Origin of the sequence: Halorussus rarus (assembly GCF_003369835.1) — an archaeon.
In the GTDB taxonomy this organism is placed as follows: Archaea; Halobacteriota; Halobacteria; order Halobacteriales; family Haladaptataceae; genus Halorussus; species Halorussus rarus.
Genome location: NZ_QPMJ01000002.1, coordinates 1316192 through 1331685, shown reverse-complemented (window position 1 = coordinate 1331685; position 15494 = coordinate 1316192). Strand labels below are relative to the sequence as shown.

The 15494-nt window shown below is 62.5% G+C and carries 22 protein-coding genes; 10 read left to right on the top strand and 12 right to left on the bottom strand.

The genetic code is table 11. The annotated features are described in order from the left end of the window. The first annotated feature begins 8 nt into the window (after positions 1 to 8). Complete coding sequence (locus DVR07_RS21745) at positions 9 to 887, top strand: hypothetical protein (RefSeq protein WP_162829588.1); 879 nt, start codon at positions 9 to 11, stop codon at positions 885 to 887. Between the two features lie 194 nt (positions 888 to 1081). Here the strand turns inward: DVR07_RS21745 and DVR07_RS14930 are convergent, their stop codons facing one another. Together DVR07_RS14930 and DVR07_RS14925 are read right to left on the bottom strand one after the other, a co-directional pair. Further along, on the bottom strand, positions 1082 to 1837 hold the full coding sequence (locus tag DVR07_RS14930) for a hypothetical protein (RefSeq protein WP_115798061.1): 756 nt from the start codon (positions 1835 to 1837) through the stop codon (positions 1082 to 1084). Positions 1838 to 1898: 61 nt separating this feature from the next. Beyond that, positions 1899 to 2096, bottom strand: coding sequence for a MarR family transcriptional regulator (locus tag DVR07_RS14925; RefSeq protein ID WP_115798060.1), 198 nt, complete (start codon positions 2094 to 2096; stop codon positions 1899 to 1901). Between the two features lie 80 nt (positions 2097 to 2176). Between DVR07_RS14925 and DVR07_RS14920 the strand changes: the two genes are divergently transcribed. The 5 genes from DVR07_RS14920 to DVR07_RS14905 all read left to right on the top strand — a co-directional run bounded on the left by DVR07_RS14920 (position 2177) and on the right by DVR07_RS14905 (position 4844). Next, positions 2177 to 2539, top strand: coding sequence for a hypothetical protein (locus DVR07_RS14920; RefSeq protein ID WP_115798059.1), 363 nt, complete (start codon positions 2177 to 2179; stop codon positions 2537 to 2539). 135 nt (positions 2540 to 2674) lie between these two features. Beyond that, positions 2675 to 3079 carry a hypothetical protein gene (locus DVR07_RS14915; RefSeq protein ID WP_115798058.1) on the top strand — a complete coding sequence of 135 codons (405 nt, stop codon included), beginning with the start codon at positions 2675 to 2677 and terminating at the stop codon, positions 3077 to 3079. Positions 3080 to 3351: 272 nt separating this feature from the next. Next, on the top strand, positions 3352 to 3570 hold the full coding sequence (locus tag DVR07_RS21740) for a hypothetical protein (protein ID WP_162829587.1): 219 nt from the start codon (positions 3352 to 3354) through the stop codon (positions 3568 to 3570). Between the two features lie 153 nt (positions 3571 to 3723). Further along, positions 3724 to 4104: a hypothetical protein gene (locus DVR07_RS14910; RefSeq protein WP_115798057.1), complete on the top strand. Its 381-nt coding sequence runs from the start codon at positions 3724 to 3726 to the stop codon at positions 4102 to 4104. After that, positions 4101 to 4844 carry a recombinase family protein gene (locus DVR07_RS14905; RefSeq protein ID WP_115798056.1) on the top strand — a complete coding sequence of 248 codons (744 nt, stop codon included), beginning with the start codon at positions 4101 to 4103 and terminating at the stop codon, positions 4842 to 4844. The genes DVR07_RS14910 and DVR07_RS14905 overlap by 4 nt, the downstream gene beginning before the upstream one ends. 9 nt (positions 4845 to 4853) lie before the next feature. On the opposite strand, the gene DVR07_RS21735 is transcribed toward DVR07_RS14905, so the two are convergent. Next, positions 4854 to 5027, bottom strand: a complete 174-nt coding sequence (locus tag DVR07_RS21735) for a hypothetical protein (protein ID WP_162829586.1) — start codon at positions 5025 to 5027, stop codon at positions 4854 to 4856. Positions 5028 to 5345: 318 nt separating this feature from the next. Between DVR07_RS21735 and DVR07_RS14900 the strand changes: the two genes are divergently transcribed. From DVR07_RS14900 to DVR07_RS14890, 3 genes are all read left to right on the top strand, one after another. Beyond that, positions 5346 to 5666: a DUF7342 family protein gene (locus DVR07_RS14900; protein WP_115798055.1), complete on the top strand. Its 321-nt coding sequence runs from the start codon at positions 5346 to 5348 to the stop codon at positions 5664 to 5666. A gap of 57 nt (positions 5667 to 5723) precedes the next feature. Further along, positions 5724 to 6047 carry a hypothetical protein gene (locus tag DVR07_RS14895; protein ID WP_240318888.1) on the top strand — a complete coding sequence of 108 codons (324 nt, stop codon included), beginning with the start codon at positions 5724 to 5726 and terminating at the stop codon, positions 6045 to 6047. A 272-nt stretch (positions 6048 to 6319) separates the two neighbouring features. Further along, positions 6320 to 6958 carry a hypothetical protein gene (locus tag DVR07_RS14890; protein WP_162829585.1) on the top strand — a complete coding sequence of 213 codons (639 nt, stop codon included), beginning with the start codon at positions 6320 to 6322 and terminating at the stop codon, positions 6956 to 6958. 184 nt (positions 6959 to 7142) lie between these two features. Here the strand turns inward: DVR07_RS14890 and DVR07_RS14885 are convergent, their stop codons facing one another. The 3 genes from DVR07_RS14885 to DVR07_RS14875 all read right to left on the bottom strand — a co-directional run bounded on the left by DVR07_RS14885 (position 7143) and on the right by DVR07_RS14875 (position 9347). After that, complete coding sequence (locus DVR07_RS14885) at positions 7143 to 7388, bottom strand: hypothetical protein (RefSeq protein WP_162829584.1); 246 nt, start codon at positions 7386 to 7388, stop codon at positions 7143 to 7145. Between the two features lie 2 nt (positions 7389 to 7390). Beyond that, on the bottom strand, positions 7391 to 7738 hold the full coding sequence (locus tag DVR07_RS14880) for a hypothetical protein (protein ID WP_115798051.1): 348 nt from the start codon (positions 7736 to 7738) through the stop codon (positions 7391 to 7393). Positions 7739 to 7811: 73 nt separating this feature from the next. Next, on the bottom strand, positions 7812 to 9347 hold the full coding sequence (locus DVR07_RS14875) for a site-specific integrase (RefSeq protein WP_162829583.1): 1536 nt from the start codon (positions 9345 to 9347) through the stop codon (positions 7812 to 7814). A 236-nt stretch (positions 9348 to 9583) separates the two neighbouring features. Between DVR07_RS14875 and DVR07_RS14870 the strand changes: the two genes are divergently transcribed. Further along, on the top strand, positions 9584 to 10342 hold the full coding sequence (locus DVR07_RS14870) for an RlmE family RNA methyltransferase (protein WP_115798354.1): 759 nt from the start codon (positions 9584 to 9586) through the stop codon (positions 10340 to 10342). Positions 10343 to 10381: 39 nt separating this feature from the next. On the opposite strand, the gene DVR07_RS14865 is transcribed toward DVR07_RS14870, so the two are convergent. The 6 genes from DVR07_RS14865 to DVR07_RS14840 all read right to left on the bottom strand — a co-directional run bounded on the left by DVR07_RS14865 (position 10382) and on the right by DVR07_RS14840 (position 15349). Continuing rightward, complete coding sequence (locus DVR07_RS14865) at positions 10382 to 10591, bottom strand: hypothetical protein (RefSeq protein ID WP_115798049.1); 210 nt, start codon at positions 10589 to 10591, stop codon at positions 10382 to 10384. Positions 10592 to 10669: 78 nt separating this feature from the next. Further along, entirely contained in the window at positions 10670 to 10876 is a 207-nt protein-coding gene (locus DVR07_RS14860; RefSeq protein WP_162829582.1) for a hypothetical protein, read from the bottom strand. A 57-nt stretch (positions 10877 to 10933) separates the two neighbouring features. Continuing rightward, entirely contained in the window at positions 10934 to 11701 is a 768-nt protein-coding gene (locus DVR07_RS14855; protein ID WP_115798047.1) for a DUF7537 family lipoprotein, read from the bottom strand. A gap of 160 nt (positions 11702 to 11861) precedes the next feature. Then, complete coding sequence (locus DVR07_RS14850) at positions 11862 to 12605, bottom strand: queuosine precursor transporter (RefSeq protein ID WP_115798046.1); 744 nt, start codon at positions 12603 to 12605, stop codon at positions 11862 to 11864. Further along, on the bottom strand, positions 12598 to 12771 hold the full coding sequence (locus DVR07_RS14845; protein WP_115798045.1) for a ribbon-helix-helix domain-containing protein: 174 nt from the start codon (positions 12769 to 12771) through the stop codon (positions 12598 to 12600). The genes DVR07_RS14850 and DVR07_RS14845 overlap by 8 nt, the downstream gene beginning before the upstream one ends. A gap of 313 nt (positions 12772 to 13084) precedes the next feature. Next, entirely contained in the window at positions 13085 to 15349 is a 2265-nt protein-coding gene (locus tag DVR07_RS14840; RefSeq protein ID WP_115798044.1) for a twin-arginine translocase subunit TatC, read from the bottom strand. Between the last annotated feature and the right edge of the window lie 145 nt (positions 15350 to 15494).

Here is a 15494-nt window from a genome sequence, read left to right as displayed (position 1 = left end):
GCGTGGGTATGCCCCCCTCTGACGAGTTGGGATCTGAAGGAAGTGATACTAGTTCTGAAATCAATTTAGACTCTCTAGGGCTCACGGAAGTCTTTGACGAGGGGAACGGCCCAAATTGGTGTGAGGAGGAACTCATCGACACCGCGCGCGCATTGTACTACGGGTTTAATATTCATTCAGAAAAGTATGAAGAGTACAAGGAACAGGCATTTCAATCGGTCGCTGAAGGTGACCGAGATTTGAACCAGCGTGGTCGGGTTTATTGGGAAGCTGCGGTATCGACGAATTCCGGCGAGAGTCGAGGTCTGATCTTAGCTGGTCTCTATAATCTCTTCAGGATTACCTCGCAGGCCTACGACCAATGGTACTTTCCCCTCTTCGTCGAAACAATGGAGATCGAGCAACTGGCAGATATTGGACAACATCATACTGCAGTAATGCGTGCCGCATCTCTTTTTGAACACTATTTCAAAGACCATCCAGACTTGCCAAATAGGGATAAGTCGACAGCTTGGTACGCTAACAGAGCAGAGGATGCTGACCTAATCTCGTCTGAAGACCGAAAGCTGGTTCACTTCGTCATTGAACTTCGAAACGACGCAGGCCATCAAACGTGGCTGAAAACGAAGTACGATTACGGTACGTTCAGTCTCGGAAGTATTGCTGCAACGAAGTTAGTGGGTGACCTGATGATTCAAGAGGCTGCAAAGGTCGACGAGTCGGTGCTTAAACGCGATTCTGGCCAGAACCTTAACTCGCAAGAGCTCATCGAAAAGATTGAGACGGATTTCGGGTGGGTGTACGACGGTGGTCGAAAGAAGTGGCGTGTAATTGAGCAGCGTTCCGCTCTCGAGCGGTGGATGAGTTGGCAAGAGAGGTCTCAATAACATTTTCGCTACGTTTGAACTTCTTTGACTTTCCTCGATAGAAGGGGCAATCCCGAGAGAAACTGACAAGGTCTACGGACTTCGTAGAAAATTCACCATGCGGTTTGTGGAGCGACCTTCAGGCTTTGCAGAGGCCATTGTAGAAGTAGCCACCTTTCGCGAACGAGTACTGTTAGATTACAAATATAATATTCTCAGACACGTTTTCGGCAGACTTCCATCTCGTTGAACATGTCGTCGGTGGCATCTATCAACCAGAGTCGGACGTACTCCCGCATCCCGTCGTTCATCACCTCATCCACGATGTCCACGTCGTCGAGGAGTTCGTTCGCCTCCATAAAGGGGAAGTTGACCGCGTCGTCAACCGATTGGATCTGCTGTGCTTGAAGGGTCTCGTCGCTGACCTGTGCAAGGAGGTCTTCGAGTTCCTCTTCGTCGAAGTCCACGTCTTCGGCGGGGAGGTCTTCGGCCATAGAGTCCGTGTCGACAGTGGAGATAATCTCGTTGACCTGCTCAATGTCGAGGAGGTCTTCGTCCTCGTCGTCAACGCGTTCGCTGACGAACATCTGAAGGTTGGCGAGCATCTCGGTACCGGTCATGTTGTCATCCTTCTCGGAGACGATGATGAGTCCGGTCGTGATGTCGGCGAGGACGTCAAGCCGGTCACGGGCTTCTTGTGGGATGGATGAAGGTGCTCTGGCGGCGTGTTCCTTGAGGTCTTCCGATAGTGGTTCGAGGTTCGATCGGAGGGTTTCGGTGTCGGTTTCTTCTTGATACTCGGTTGTTCGGTGGCCGATGCGTTCTGCTCGGCTGATGAGTCCGAGCGCGTCGGCGTACCATTTGTCGGCTGTTTGCTTGCGTTCGAGTCGATGGCGGTAGCGTTGGACGATGATTCCCCCTGCCGCGCCGATGAGAATGCCCGCACCGACTCCAAGAAGAGTTACCGGCATTTGGTTCAGGTGAGGGGGTATATTCACGTTAAATGTATGGTTGGTTAGAGGCGTTTGCGGGTTAGTCCGGTGGAAGAGTGACGTTTCCGTTGCGTCTCTCCACGTGCCAGTTTCGACGCATCATGTCGAGGACGCCGAGAATGGTGAGCAGGCTGGCGTCGAGATCTTCGGCGAGGTGGCGCGGCGGGCAGGGGCTGTTCGTCTGGAGGTAGAGGAGGACAAGCTTTGCTCGGGGGCTGTCGACGTCGTCGAGTTGCACGCGACCGGAGAATCCGGTGTCAGCGACGGTAAGTGCTCGCAGACGCCGGCGCATAAGTCGAGGGAGAACCATCGGGTAGTATGACCGACGATGACGAGGAACTGGACGCTTGCGAGGAGGCGCTTGGGCGTGCTACAGAGGCGATGCTTCCGTCGGATGATCCCGACGATCTTGACCCCGACTACCCGACAGACTACACTCCCGAGGATCGTGTCGATCACGTCCTCAAGGGGGAGTACCCACGTTGGCGCGGGATGGAGTGGATTGCGGCTGCGGCGGACACGGACGTCGAACAGGTGCAGTCTGTGGTCAGGGAGCGGCTCGGCGAAGGCGAAGTGGAGATCAGCGACGAGGGCGTTCGACGGAACCGGTACCACGTCTACTTCGAGACGGTTGAGGACGCGACTGAGCGGGCGAGCGAGAACCCGCGTCGATTGCGATGAGGTGGTAGCGTGATCTGCTTGGCTCTGCCGGCGGTCGCGTCGCACCCCACGTCAAGAATGTCTAGCAGACTCCACCGCAGCGAGCGGGGCACGCACCTACCGTGTTCTATTATGTCCCATTCAAAATGATGGATCATGGTGTCTCTCATCGCTATTATCGGCGGTCTCTTCGCAGCCGGTGGTCTCGGCACGTATGCAGCGAAGGTGTTCATCGTAGATCCAATACGCGAATACCGGCAGGTTCGCCGAGATGTTTCACAGGACTTGGTGGATTACGCGAACCTGATCGCGAACCCGGGAAGTGGTGAGTCGGATCGGATTGACGAGGCAGAGGAAGCCTTCAGGAGCCACGCGTCGAAGCTGAAGGCGGCTATTGATGACATCCCGATGTATGGGGCACGACTGGGACTCGTTCCGCCGAGGGAGGACGTGTTGGAGGCGAAGCGACAGTTGATTGGCCTGTCGAACTCACTTCAACGTGGTCGCGTGGAGTGGAACGACGAGATGCGTAACAAACTCGAGGAGTTGCTCGGGTTGTAGATGGTGAGTCAACGGGTTTGATTTGTGGGTAGGGGTATCCGCGATCCCGGCGATCGCAGACACAACTTGATGAACTCGTTGCGAGGTTACGAAATGAACTTGAATCAGTTCGGGGTTCTGCAATGAAGTGGCCGCGCTGTCGAGAATGCGGGCACCGAGACTGTTCTAGTAGTCGGGAATTCCTGACCGAGTGGACAGGGAGAATACTGTCCTGAATTAGCAGCCTTTCCGGTTCTACATTTACATACGGTGATTGGATATGCGAAAATCGCATGGTAGACTACATCCGAGCCCTGCACCCGAACCCCGAACAGTCCGACTACAATGACGAGGTAAACACCGAGAAGCTACCCGGTTGCGGTGACACAGTTCTCATCGACGCCAACGAACTTCCGCCAGTGCAGGAGGGAGACGTGATTCGGGAACAGTGCCCTTCCTGCACACGACGCAAGTCTCGGTTAGAAGTCGTCGAGGTCGTTTCGGAAGCGTAGCGCGTTCACGTAGAGTATAGGTCATCTTTTGCCCAAGTAATGTTACTCCCCTCGGAGAGTGATGTATAGAGGTGGCCAGATACCGGGGCTTCTGGCCACATCAGCAGCCCAGAACTGGAATTATAAAAATTAGACACGTACTTACACACGCTGATGGAACACGGCGAAAACGAGGTCGAGACCGACATTTGGCCACTTGGCGGCTCCCGCGGAACCACCATTCCCCCACGAATCCTGATGTGGACTCAAGCCCCCGACGCCGAGGACGCCGAAGTGCGCTGGCTCTACGATGACAACCGCCGCATCTACGTCGAGTTCGGGCGCGCATCCGATGAACGCGCGGACGACATCTACAGCCGCACTACCACCATTCAGAAGCGTTCGGAGGGTAGTCGCGCTACCACCATCCCCGTCGACGTCCTCCGCGGCGAGGGGGCGGCGGACGCCGACAAGGTGGTCTGGAGGTTCGACTTGGACGAGAAGCATCCTGTCCGCCCCGAGTTCGTCTCCGATGAGGAGGGTGATGACCTATGAAGCGAGCAGAGGGCTACACGCGTCTCTCTCAGTCGGGCGCCGAGGACAACATCCCGACTCAGGGACGGCTTATCACCGACCACTGCCGGGAACACGACGATCTGGAACTTCGGGCCATCCACAACGATGGTGAACACGAGAGTGGCTACGATCCGGACAGGGAGGCCTATCAGTCGCTGATCGACCGGATTCGGGCCGGTAACGTGGATGCGGTTGTCGTCAAGTCGCTCTCCCGCCTCGGGCGCGACTTCGACGAGCGGATGGACTTGATGATCACGATGCGGCGGCGCGGCGTTGAGCTGCACAGCCACCAACGCGACCGCATCGACATCTCCGATCCGTGGGCCGCTGCCAAGGAGGCTATGCTGGCCGCCGCCGACGACGCGAAGAAGCAGGCGGAGATCGAGGACGCCATCGAGGAGATCGAGCGGCGGATTGACCGCGGCGAGTATCAGGGACGGCCGTGGACGGGAACCGAGTTCGATGCCGCCGGCAGGTACCTCGTCCCCGCGTACAACGATGAGTGGGACGCCGTGATGGAAGTCGTCGATCGGTGGGAAGAGTCGGACGGCGAGGCATCGAAGCGTGGACTCGCCCGAGAGACCGGACTCTCTCGAGGGACTGTGCGCCGAGTGATTGACCGGGTTGACGAGTACCGTGCTCTCGATGACGGCGCGAAGATCGGATGGGAGAGGCGCGTCGTCTGGCCGGACGAGGCACCCGCGCCCGACGACGACTGACTCGGCGAGCTACTCCTCGTTGTCGATGCGTTCCAACGCACTACGGACGGACTCCCTCGCGTTCTCGATGTCGGCGAGGGCTTCGTCGTCCACCTCGTCGAGACCTTCGGCGTTCTCGTGGGTCTTGGCGAGGCCGCTGGCCGCCATGGCGAGTTTCGCTTTGACTTCTTCGAGTTCGTCCATACCTGCTTTGGTGCTACCATGTCGGATAAGTGCCGGCGTGTAGCCGGCGTTAATGCCCGCGGGGCAGCGTTTTTGATGCTCGCCGATGGAGACGCGTGTGCCGGGCGGGTTGGAGGAACGCAACGCCCACTCCGACGCCCGCTTCGGTGATAGGCTAGGTGGAGTCTCCGTCCGTGCGCCTCGGGCGGCATCTCCACGGTTCTGGAGGAGCTTCCGTCCGCCGCGTTCGGCAGGCGGACTACGCTCCCGTCTTACTGCCCTTGACTATCCATATATGGGTTGACAGGAACGAAGTGCCGCGACCGCGTAGACCCGTGTATGCTCGAGGACATCGAGGACGTCGACGGCGAGACGGAGCCGTTGTCGCTCCCCGACTACGACGAGGAGGAGTTGCGCCGCAAGAAACGCGAGCAACTGGCCGACTGCCCCGACGAGGAACTCCGAGCGGAACTCGCGCGGCAGGAAAAGGAGGAGCGGGAGTGGCGCGACGAGTACGGCGTCGACTCTCCCGAGGAGTTGCTGGAGAGCATCAGCGAGGAGATGGACGCGGACGAGCGGCGGGAACGGCGCCGCGTCGCGTACTACTGGCGCCAGAACAGGCACGTGCGGGAGATGATCGAGGAGGTTCTCGATGGTTGACGTGCATGTCGAGATACCCGAGGAGGGGAGCCTCGGATCGCGGGCCGTCGCCTGCCCGTGCTGACTGTCGCCCTGCAGATCGGCGGCACCGACGTGACCATCGAGGAGTATGCCGAGGAACGCGATCTGAACGTGAAGACCGTGATTGCCGCTCTCTCATGGTTGGCGAATCACGAGGAGTGGATGGGTAGCCTGATTGAGGAACGGGCTCTGCGGATGCAGGAGATGGGTGAGAAGGACTATCCGGAGGGCGTCGCGGGGCCGGGGCTCCACGAAGAGGACGTGGCAGACTTTCGTGAAGGTGCGAAACAGGCTCTCGCCGATGTAATCAAGGACTGGAAACAGTATGGAGACACGCGGTTTAGAGACAGCGAGGGGTAGGCACGGGCCTCCCGTCCCGCACCGGCTGTCACCCCCCATCCACCCGGGCGGTCACCCTTACCACCCACCTGATTCTTCGGAGTGCTTTCGACTTGATTGCCGGCATACAGGCTGCGTGAGAAGAAGCCGCCTCATCGATCACGTCGGAAGGAGGTATTCGGCGGCGGCCACCACAACGACAATATCGGACTAACTCCCAACACGCCCGCTGTTTCTCCGACCCCCTCGGACAGTGTGCTTATACCTTCCACTGGCGGATTTTAGGGTGAAACGTGACGCAGCAGACTGCGAACACGAACGGTACGCCCACCAATCAAACCAGTCACGGCGGTATATGCGACGTACCGGGATACGATGAACTTCCGAAAGGGCTGCAGGACTGTGCAGATCTGATGCACAGGCGCGGCTACGACATTTGGGTGGCTCATCGCACCGACGGTGAAAAATCCCTCACCGCCGACCGCGACGAGTCGTCGGTCGCTATCAACCACACTACCGACGGTCAGTGGTACGCGACAGCGGAGGAGCCCGACTCACCGACACTCGACGAGATGTGGGAGGATTCGTGGCGTGTGGCCGCTGCACTACGCAATTGGATCGACAACGCAGGCCTCGACGGCACTCCCGGCACAGAGGACGTTGCCGATGGTTTCCGAGAAATAGTGGATGCGGCGGAGATTCAAGATGGGTGGCGAGTGATCGAGGCACCGATAAAATCGGACGAGATCGAGTACGTTACGACGAACGTTGCGTGCGAAGACTACTACCTCTCAATCCACTACAGGGGTAGCGTCGAAGAGCATCAGTTCGTAACGTATCACGGAACTCCGGGTAAGCTACCAAAGGGGCTCACCAGCGACGATTTCGGTCTGGCCGTCACCGAGGCCATCCAGATCGTTACGCGGAATTAATCCCTTTCACCGCAGCCGCGGCGTCAAGGCGAGAGGCCGTTTCACCACTTCCAAAGATCAACTACAACCCGGTGAAACGTACAAGTCCGACGAGGATAGCTACAACTGGAATTCACGCGACGCCAACTACTTCGTCGAACCCGAACAGATGTGGTTCTCCTACCGAGACGACTGACGCCGCCGGCTATTCTTCGACTTTGAATGCGACACCGTACTCGGTGTCAACCGCCCGCGTCTGAACAACCTCTGTCTCGTCAGTCGCGTCCACGTCCCAGTCGGCGATCTCGTCGGCTTCTGCCTCGGTCTCCGCGGGCACGACGTACGCACGGCCACCGTCCAACCGCCCCGACGACACGCCATCCGGGTCATCCACACGCTTGCGCAACTCCTCGGCGAGATCGAACATCGCGTCGGACTGATCCTCACCCATCGTCACTCCTCCACCAGTTCGATCTCCTCGACGAACGCAGCAGGCGCCGGGATCGGCTTCCACTTGTCCTCCGGAGCATCATCCACCAGTTCCCACTTCGGATAGACAGTACCCTCACTCACACGCACACGAGGCGAAACGTAATCATCGTCATCAGGGTACGTCAGCCGCTGCTTGTCCAGTTCGATGATGGATTCACCGTCGCGGACATCAATGACAGTACCGGTGTCGTTAATCAGATGATCGTCACCCCGACAGTAGATTTCCGCCGAGTCATCTTCGGCGTGAACCGCTTCCACGGTCTCCAAATGCACACGATCCCCTTCTTCAAGTTCCTTGATTTCGGCCATTGCATCACCGACGTGGACGCTGATTGCTTATAAACGCACACACTCAAAACCTGCCGACGGCAGCCCAGTACAACTATTCGGTGCGGAGATCGATACTGGCTGGGTATTCGTCCTGATGTCGATCCTCGAGTTCGGAGTAATTTTCCCTGAGCCACTTCGCATCCTCGCCGCTCATCTCGGGTTCGGCGGCGAGCCCGTCGACACTGGCACCCATATCGAAATCCCCCATCGGAATCGCGTCGGTGATCTGCTGGACAAGTGCGACGCTGAAAACGTCCAACACGTGCTCGAAGTACCCCGGTGAGAGCTGGCTCATCGAGGCAGGCGGGATGTCGTCGCTATACTGCTCTCGAACAGGATCGTCCTCTGCTGCAACGTCACGGTAGATACGCCACCAACGCGGCTGGCCGTCCGTCTGCCTCAAGGAGCAGCTCGGGCAATAATCCGCGTGGGAATCAACCATCGTTCCACACCGTGGACAGGGATACTGATCGATGGGATCACCATCGTCGTCCCCGTCGGGCTCGTAGCCCTGTTTCCGGAGGATTCGCTCTGCTTCGTCTGTCTGCGTGACGTGTTCGTAGCGCGAATGCATTGGCGTCCCCTCTTCCCAGTCGAGAATCTGCTCGATGTCACCCTTATCGAACCGCTCGCTCGCCCGCATCTCGCTCGCCCTACCGTGTTTGAACGTGTGAGGCGAGATGTGTTCCTCGTCGACTTCGTCGGTGCGCCGGGCGAGCCGAGACAGTTGGGTCGCGATCGAGTGCGGATGAAGGTGTTCCGAAGGATCGTCCTGCGGCCGGGTCGGACAGAACAGCGGTGCCTCGGGATCGTCGGCGAGCGGATGTTCGGCGAGCCAGTTGTCGAGGTAGCCCCTCGAGAACGTGATGGGTTTGGCATCGTGTCCTGCACCCTTCATCCCAACCACGTGGTTGCCCGGGAGCTGGATGATCCCGTGCCCATCACCCATCGGCTGCCAGTGCTTGATCTTCAGCGAGGCGAGGGCCGTCACCCGACATCCCGACTCCCACAACACCGTGTAGAGCGCCTTGTCGCGGACGTTCTCGCCTTCGATGATGGCATGTAGGTCTTCTCGGGAAGGAACGGTATCGATGTCGACGGCGGCGTCATCGTTACCGATCTGCGGGTAGTCGATCTCGGTAGCATCTTCGATGCGGCCGTTGGCCAAGAAGAGGTTCCTCATCGACAGGCAGTAGTCGCGCTCCGTGCCTTTACTCCACTGCCGCTCGATGGACATGTCCTCGATCAGTTCCGTCACCTCTTCGGGGTCAAGGTCGAGGAGACGGTCAGAGTAGTCGTCACGGCCCTCACGGCCTTTCCACGTGGTTCCCTCGTACTTGACCTCCTCAAGTCCCTCCGTCTGTCCTGCGAGAATTCGGAGATTGCGGGCGTTGTTGCGGACGGTTTGCTGACCCCACGAGTCCTTATTACGCCGATTTCGTTTCGGCGACGGGATGGAGCCCCGACGGCCTTTACGAATGGTCTTGCGGATGTCCTTGCTGTTGGGGTCTGAGACTTGGAGTTTGACGCGTTCCACCTGTCTCTCGACGTACCGCTCGACGCGTCCGGGATCGCTGCCATGAGGCATACCCTTACGGGTGCCAATACATGCCCATAAATGCCGGCATAGTAGGCCTAACAGCCTGCTACGCCTTCTTAGCGTACATACCCCCACCAATCCACATCTGTTCATCGAAGTGGTTGCGTCAACCATTTCAGCACACGCCACATTTATTAGTCTATGACTGAGGCAACCTCGCCCGCGCGGTCGCCGGATGGCCGCCTTCCCCCGATGAAAGTGTCAAGGAATTTTGGGTGGTAATGATGGCAGGAAAAGATAAGTACTACAACAAGTCCAAGCAGGAGGGCTACCGCTCGCGGGCCGCCTACAAGCTCAAGCAGCTCGACCGCGAGGAGGACCTCCTCCACGAGGGCAAGACCGTCGTGGACCTGGGGGCCGCGCCCGGCGGGTGGCTCCAGGTCGCCGCCGAGGCGGTCGGCGACGCGGGCACCGTCGTCGGCGTCGACCTCCAGCGCATCGACTCCATCGACGGGGTCGAGACCGTTCGCGGCGACATGACCGAGGAGTCGACGAAGGAGGAGGTCCGGGAGGTCGCCGGCGGCGCGGTCGACGTCGTGCTCTCGGACATGGCGCCGAACATGACCGGCGAGTACAGCGTCGACCACGCCCGGTCGGTCCACCTCGCCCGCCAGGCGTTCGAGACCGCGCTCGACGTGCTCGACACCGGCGGCGACTTCGCGGTGAAGGTGTTCGAGGGCCAGGACCTGGACGACTTCCGGGAGGACCTCGAATCCGAGTTCCAGTACGTCCGGACGCTCCGGCCCGACGCCTCCCGGGACTCCTCCTCGGAGGTGTACCTGGTCGCGAAGGGCCGGACGATCGCGCCGGTCGACGTGGGCGACGTCGTCGAGGTCGAGGTCGTCGACGAGGGGTCGGAGGGCGACGGCGTCGCCAAGGTCGAGAACTTCACGCTGTTCGTCCCCGGCGCGGAGACGGGCGAGACGGTCGAGGTCGAGGTCACCGAGGTCAAGCCCCGTTTCGGGTTCGCCGAGCGGGTCTGAGTCGGTCGCGGGCGATTTCTGCCGCGTCTCGCCGCTCGGCTACCGCGAGATCCAGCAGTACGTCTGGATGGCGCCGAACAGCAGCGCCAGCACCCCGTTCTCCACCAGGAGGAACAGCTGGGCCTGTCCCGGCTCCACCTGCCGGACGACCAGCAGCAGGACCGCGAACACTGTCGCCAGCACGAGGTTGTACTTCGCCAGCGCCGACCAGCACGACTCGTCGAGTTCGATGAGACCGTCGCTGCCCATGCCGACGCATCGACGCACAGGCTGAAAAGCCGGACGGGCGGGTCAGCCCGCCGAACCGGTGGCGACCCCGGCCGCGGCTCAGAGCCGCGCGCCGACGCCGGCCCACCGGACCAGACCCCTGAAGAAGACCACCACTCCGACGAGGAACGCGGTCAACGCCGCGAGCATCGCCGCGGGGTCGAGCGCCGGGCCGCCGAGGAAGGGTCCGCGGACCAGCATCCAGCCGCCGAGCGCCGTCACGGCGAGCCCGAAGAGCGCGGTCGCCCCGCCGAGTAGTTTTCGCATGTTCGTCTGCTTCACTTTACCGCGCCGACGAAACGTTTTTGGCCGAAAAGAGACCAGTCAGTTACTCGTCTGGTTCTTCGCCTCGTCGAGCCACGCGGGCGCCTCGACGGTCGTCTCGCCCACGTCCGAGACGTTCAGCGAGTAGTTCGTCCCGATCTGCTGGCCGTCGCGCTCGCTGGTCGCCTCGACGGTCACCGACCGGACGACGCCGTGCTCGTCGACGAGCATGGTCGCCTCGTAGTCGGTGACGTTCGCCGCCGGGGTCGCGGTGGCGTTGCTCCCGTCGGCCCGGAGCACGACCAGCGGGGTGCCGTCGACCGTCCGGACGCCGGTCGGCGTGAAGTTGGCGGCGCCGCCGAACTGGTCGAGGTAGCCCGCGCCGGAGTACGACGACGGGACGAGCTGTGCCGCCCCGGGCGTGCGGTTGGTCGCCCGGTAGGCGGCCTCGCCGCTCCCGCCGGCGATGCGGGTGAACTGCCGGTCGGGGGTCAGGTACACCGACACCTGCTGGCCCATCGTGGTCCCGTCGACCAGCACGTTGTCGCGGTCGGCGCCGACCGCGGCGTCGAGCGCCACCGACCGGTTACCGGCCGACGTGTTGACGGTCGAACTCACTTCGAGCGTGAGGCTCCGGTTCTGGAGGTACGACTCGTGGGCGGCCGCGAGCGCCGACACGTTCGTCCCGTTCTCCGAGACGCCCGCGGGGTAGCCGACGTCGTCGAGGGTCCGTTCGCCCGCCCCGCCGCCGTCCGTGAGCGCGCCGGAGCAGCCGGCGAGGGCGACGAGGCAACTGACTACGAGCAACTGGAGGACTCTGCGTCGCATGTACGCCACCGTGCCAGAGCGGGAAGAAAGGTGTGTCGGTGTCGGCCTCGCGTGTCCGTGTTTCGGTAGGTCGCGGTCGGATAAACTGCGATTCGGTGCAGGCCTCGGTACTCGGCGTCGGTCTCGATACCTGGCGTCGCTTCGGTGCTCGGCGCCGGTCTCAGTCGGCGGTCCGGGCGGCGGGCGTCGCGGCCGACGCCCGCGACCGGAGGTAGCCGACCACGGCGTAGACGAACGGCGTGTCGGCCACTGCAATGAGCAGCTTCAGCAGGTACTGGCCCAGCGCGAGGCCGAGCAGCGCGTTCAGCGCCATCGGGTCGCCGCCCCGGAGCGCGGGCATCGCGGCGAACCCGACGCCGACGAAGATGACGGTGTCGACGAGCTGGCTGCTCGCGGTCGAGCCGACGTTCCGGAGCCAGAGCCGCTCGCCGCCGGTGCGCTCGCGGATGGCGTGGAACACCCGGACGTCCCAGTGCTGGCTCACGATGTAGGCCAGCGCGCTGGCGACCACGATGTTGAGGCTCGCGCCCAGCACCGCCTCGAACGTCGCGGGGTCGACCGAACTGAACGGCGCGGCGGGCGCGGCGATGGTCGAGTACACCAGCGCGAGCATCACGAAGTTCATCGCGAAGCCGACGTTGACCACCTTGTGGGCCTCCTCGGGGCCGTACAGCTCGGAGTAGCAGTCCGAGGCGAAGAACGTCACCGCGTAGGCCAGCGCCGCGCCGGGCATCGCCAGCATCGCGCCGGTGAACGGCAGCTCGACCGGGATGGAAAAGCCCAGCAGCTTCGACGCGGTGAGCTGGGCGGTCACCAGCGCGGTGACGAACAGCGCGACCAGCGCGATGCGACCGGTGGGAAGCGGGGTGGTGTCTCTGTACTGCTCGGGCGCTCCGTCAGTCATCCTCGAGCCTCCCGTGGCGCTCGTCGATCTCGTCGAGCTGGTCCAGCATCTTCCGGAGCGAGGCCCGGACCGCCTCGCTGCGGTTCACGAACTTGCCGTCGTCGCCGACGTGCGCGTCGACGTCGTCGAGGAGCTCGTCGGGCACCTCCACGCTTATCTTGCTCATACTGGGGTATTATCTCTCGATGTCTTTAACTGTTCGATGTTGACAGAGGCAGTTTGATGTCTCGGCCGTCGCGAGGGGGAGTACGGACGTTCGGTGCGAGTGTGTCGGTAGAAACCGGACGTTCGCTAGCTACTGCCGTCGCCTATGAGTTACCGCGACCGCCCAGCACGGCCCTCACACCTCCCCAGCCTCCTCGCTCGTCATGCTCGCTCGTCCCTCGCGCGTATCGGCGCGGCCACTGACGGGCCGCGCCAGCGCGCGCCACTCTTAGTGAGTCGAGATACTCCTGGAAATCAGCCGACCCCGAGCAGCCCTACCGCCGGCCGCCGAGCGTCACGACCCAGAGGCCGGCGAGGCCGACGAGGTACGACAGCGAGATGGGGATGGCCAGCAGGAACATCGTGTAGAGGCTGTCGGGCGTGACCAGTCCCGCGACCGCGAACACCGCGATGGTGACCTCGCGCCAGCGGTCCTTCATCGCGTCGAACGAGACGATGCCGCCGCGGTCGAACAGCCACATCGACAGGGGCACGTCGGCCAGCAGGCCGATGCCCGCCGTAGTGAAGAACACGAGCCAGAAGAAGTTGCTGACCCGGTAGGAGATGATCATCTCGGCCCGGACCGCGTCGGCGACCAGCCACGAGATGACGCTGGGCGCGACCACGGTGTAGCCCAGCGCGCTCCCGCCGACGAGTCCGAGCGCGATGACGCCGGTCCAGAGCGCGAACACCCGGCGGTCGCCCGACGCGATGCCGCGCTCCTTCAGCGCGGGCCACGACCAGTAGAGCAGCAGCGGCAGCACCGCCACGGCCGCCAGCAGGGTCGAGATCTTGACCTCGAACACCAGCACCTCGACGGGGTGGAGCGGCACGATGTTGAGCACCGTCTCGCCCGACCCCACGTCGGGCCGGACCTCGGCGGGGAGCCGCGAGAGGAAGTCCTCGCGGATGGCGCCGATGCCGCCCCGGTAGAGGAAGAAGAACACCGACGCGAGCACCGCCATGAACACCGCGACGAGGTAGACCATCTTCGAGGTGAGGCTCTCGACGATGAACCGGATGTCGTAGTACCAGCCGCCGATGTCGTCCTCGGTGGTCTCCTCCTCGGTGAAGGCGTTGGCCATGCCCGCGGCCGTGCTCTCGAAGACGTTGCCCGACTCCTCGGCCTCGGTCTCGAGCACCTCCTCGTCGGTCGTGGCGTCGCCGGCCTCCGCGTCGGCCGCGGCCCCAGCCGCCTCCTCCGCGGCCGCCTCGTCGTCGGCCTCGTCCTCGGGGTTGAGTTCGTCGTAGCGGTCGAGGATTGCCTGGGCCTTCTCGGGGTCGTCGTCGTCCATCGCCTCGCGGGCGAAGCCGACCGCCTCCTCCTCGCTCATGTCGACGAATATCTCGGGCGGGGCCGCCCGGACCGCGCCGGCGTCGAGGTTCGCGAGGTCGATGTTGCCCGGCGCGCCCGCGGAGGGAGCGGTCGGGGACGCGCCGACGCCGCCCGCGGCCATCGCGGCGCTGGCGGCCTCGTCGAGCGCCCGGGTCAGGTAGTAGAGGAACGCGACGACGAACGCGACCAGCGCGACCGCCCCGGACGCGACCAGCACGGCGTCGGCCCGCGGGAGCCCGAGCGCCTCGCCGACCGTCGGGAGCGCGTACTTCGCGGGCAGTTCGGCGTTCACGGCCTCGACGCCGGCCCGGGTCAGGAACAGCCGGACCACCAGGAACGCCAGCGCGGCGACGCCGAATATCCGGATGCCGTTGTCCCAGACCACGCCGGCGAAGCTGAGCCGCTCGCTCCCGCGCTTGAGCGTCACCACGACCTTCGTCAGATAGAGGCTGAATCCGTACAGCAGGATGAGCGGGGTCGCCCACATGATCTGGGTGAACGGGTCCGGCGGCGACGCGACGGCCCCGAACACGAAGATGCCCATGATGGCGTAGCGCCACTTGTCGCGGAACGTCTCGTAGGGGACGATGCCGGTGTAGCCGAGCCCGCTCATCGCCAGCGGGAGCTCGGCGGCCAGCCCGAACGACAGCGAGAGGAAGGCGATGAACTCGGTCCACTTCACGATGGAGTAGCGCGGGCTGAACCCGGCGTTGATGGCGTTCCGGGCGAGGAACTCGAACATCACCGGGAAGAAGACGCCGTAGCCGTACAGCATGCCGCCGGCGAACAGCGCGAGCGCCAGCAGCGCGATGACCGCGATCTTCCACCGGGCGATCCGACCGTTCGGGTACCAGGACCTCTGTCGGAGCGAATCGCGGGAGTAGTAGAGCAGCACCGGGAGCGCGAGGACGATGCCGGCGACCGCGCCGATCTTCGCCTGCAGGAGGATGACGTCGAACGGCGTCACCGCGATGATGACGACGTTCTCGGCGATGTCCGGGTTCATCTGGGCCTTGGTGACGTTCTTGAGGAACGGCCAGCCGACGGCTCGGAGCGCGTAGAAAGAGGCGATGAAGCCGACGACGAAGACGATGAAGACCTTCTGGAGGTGGGCCTGCGCCGTCGAGAGCATCGCCCCGACGGTCTCGCGACCGCTGTTGACGGCGCGGGCGGTGTCCTCGTCGACGATACTGCTCCCGGACATCCTTTGGAAGTGGTAGCCGTGTCGCAGTTATCAATCTTCTCGTCCCTCCGAGAGAAGAAAGCCTATAACTACAGGAGCGTTTAGACCGACTGAATGGCTGACGAATCGGAGGCGGCGGCCAGCAATTTCTCTCCCGCCGAGGACG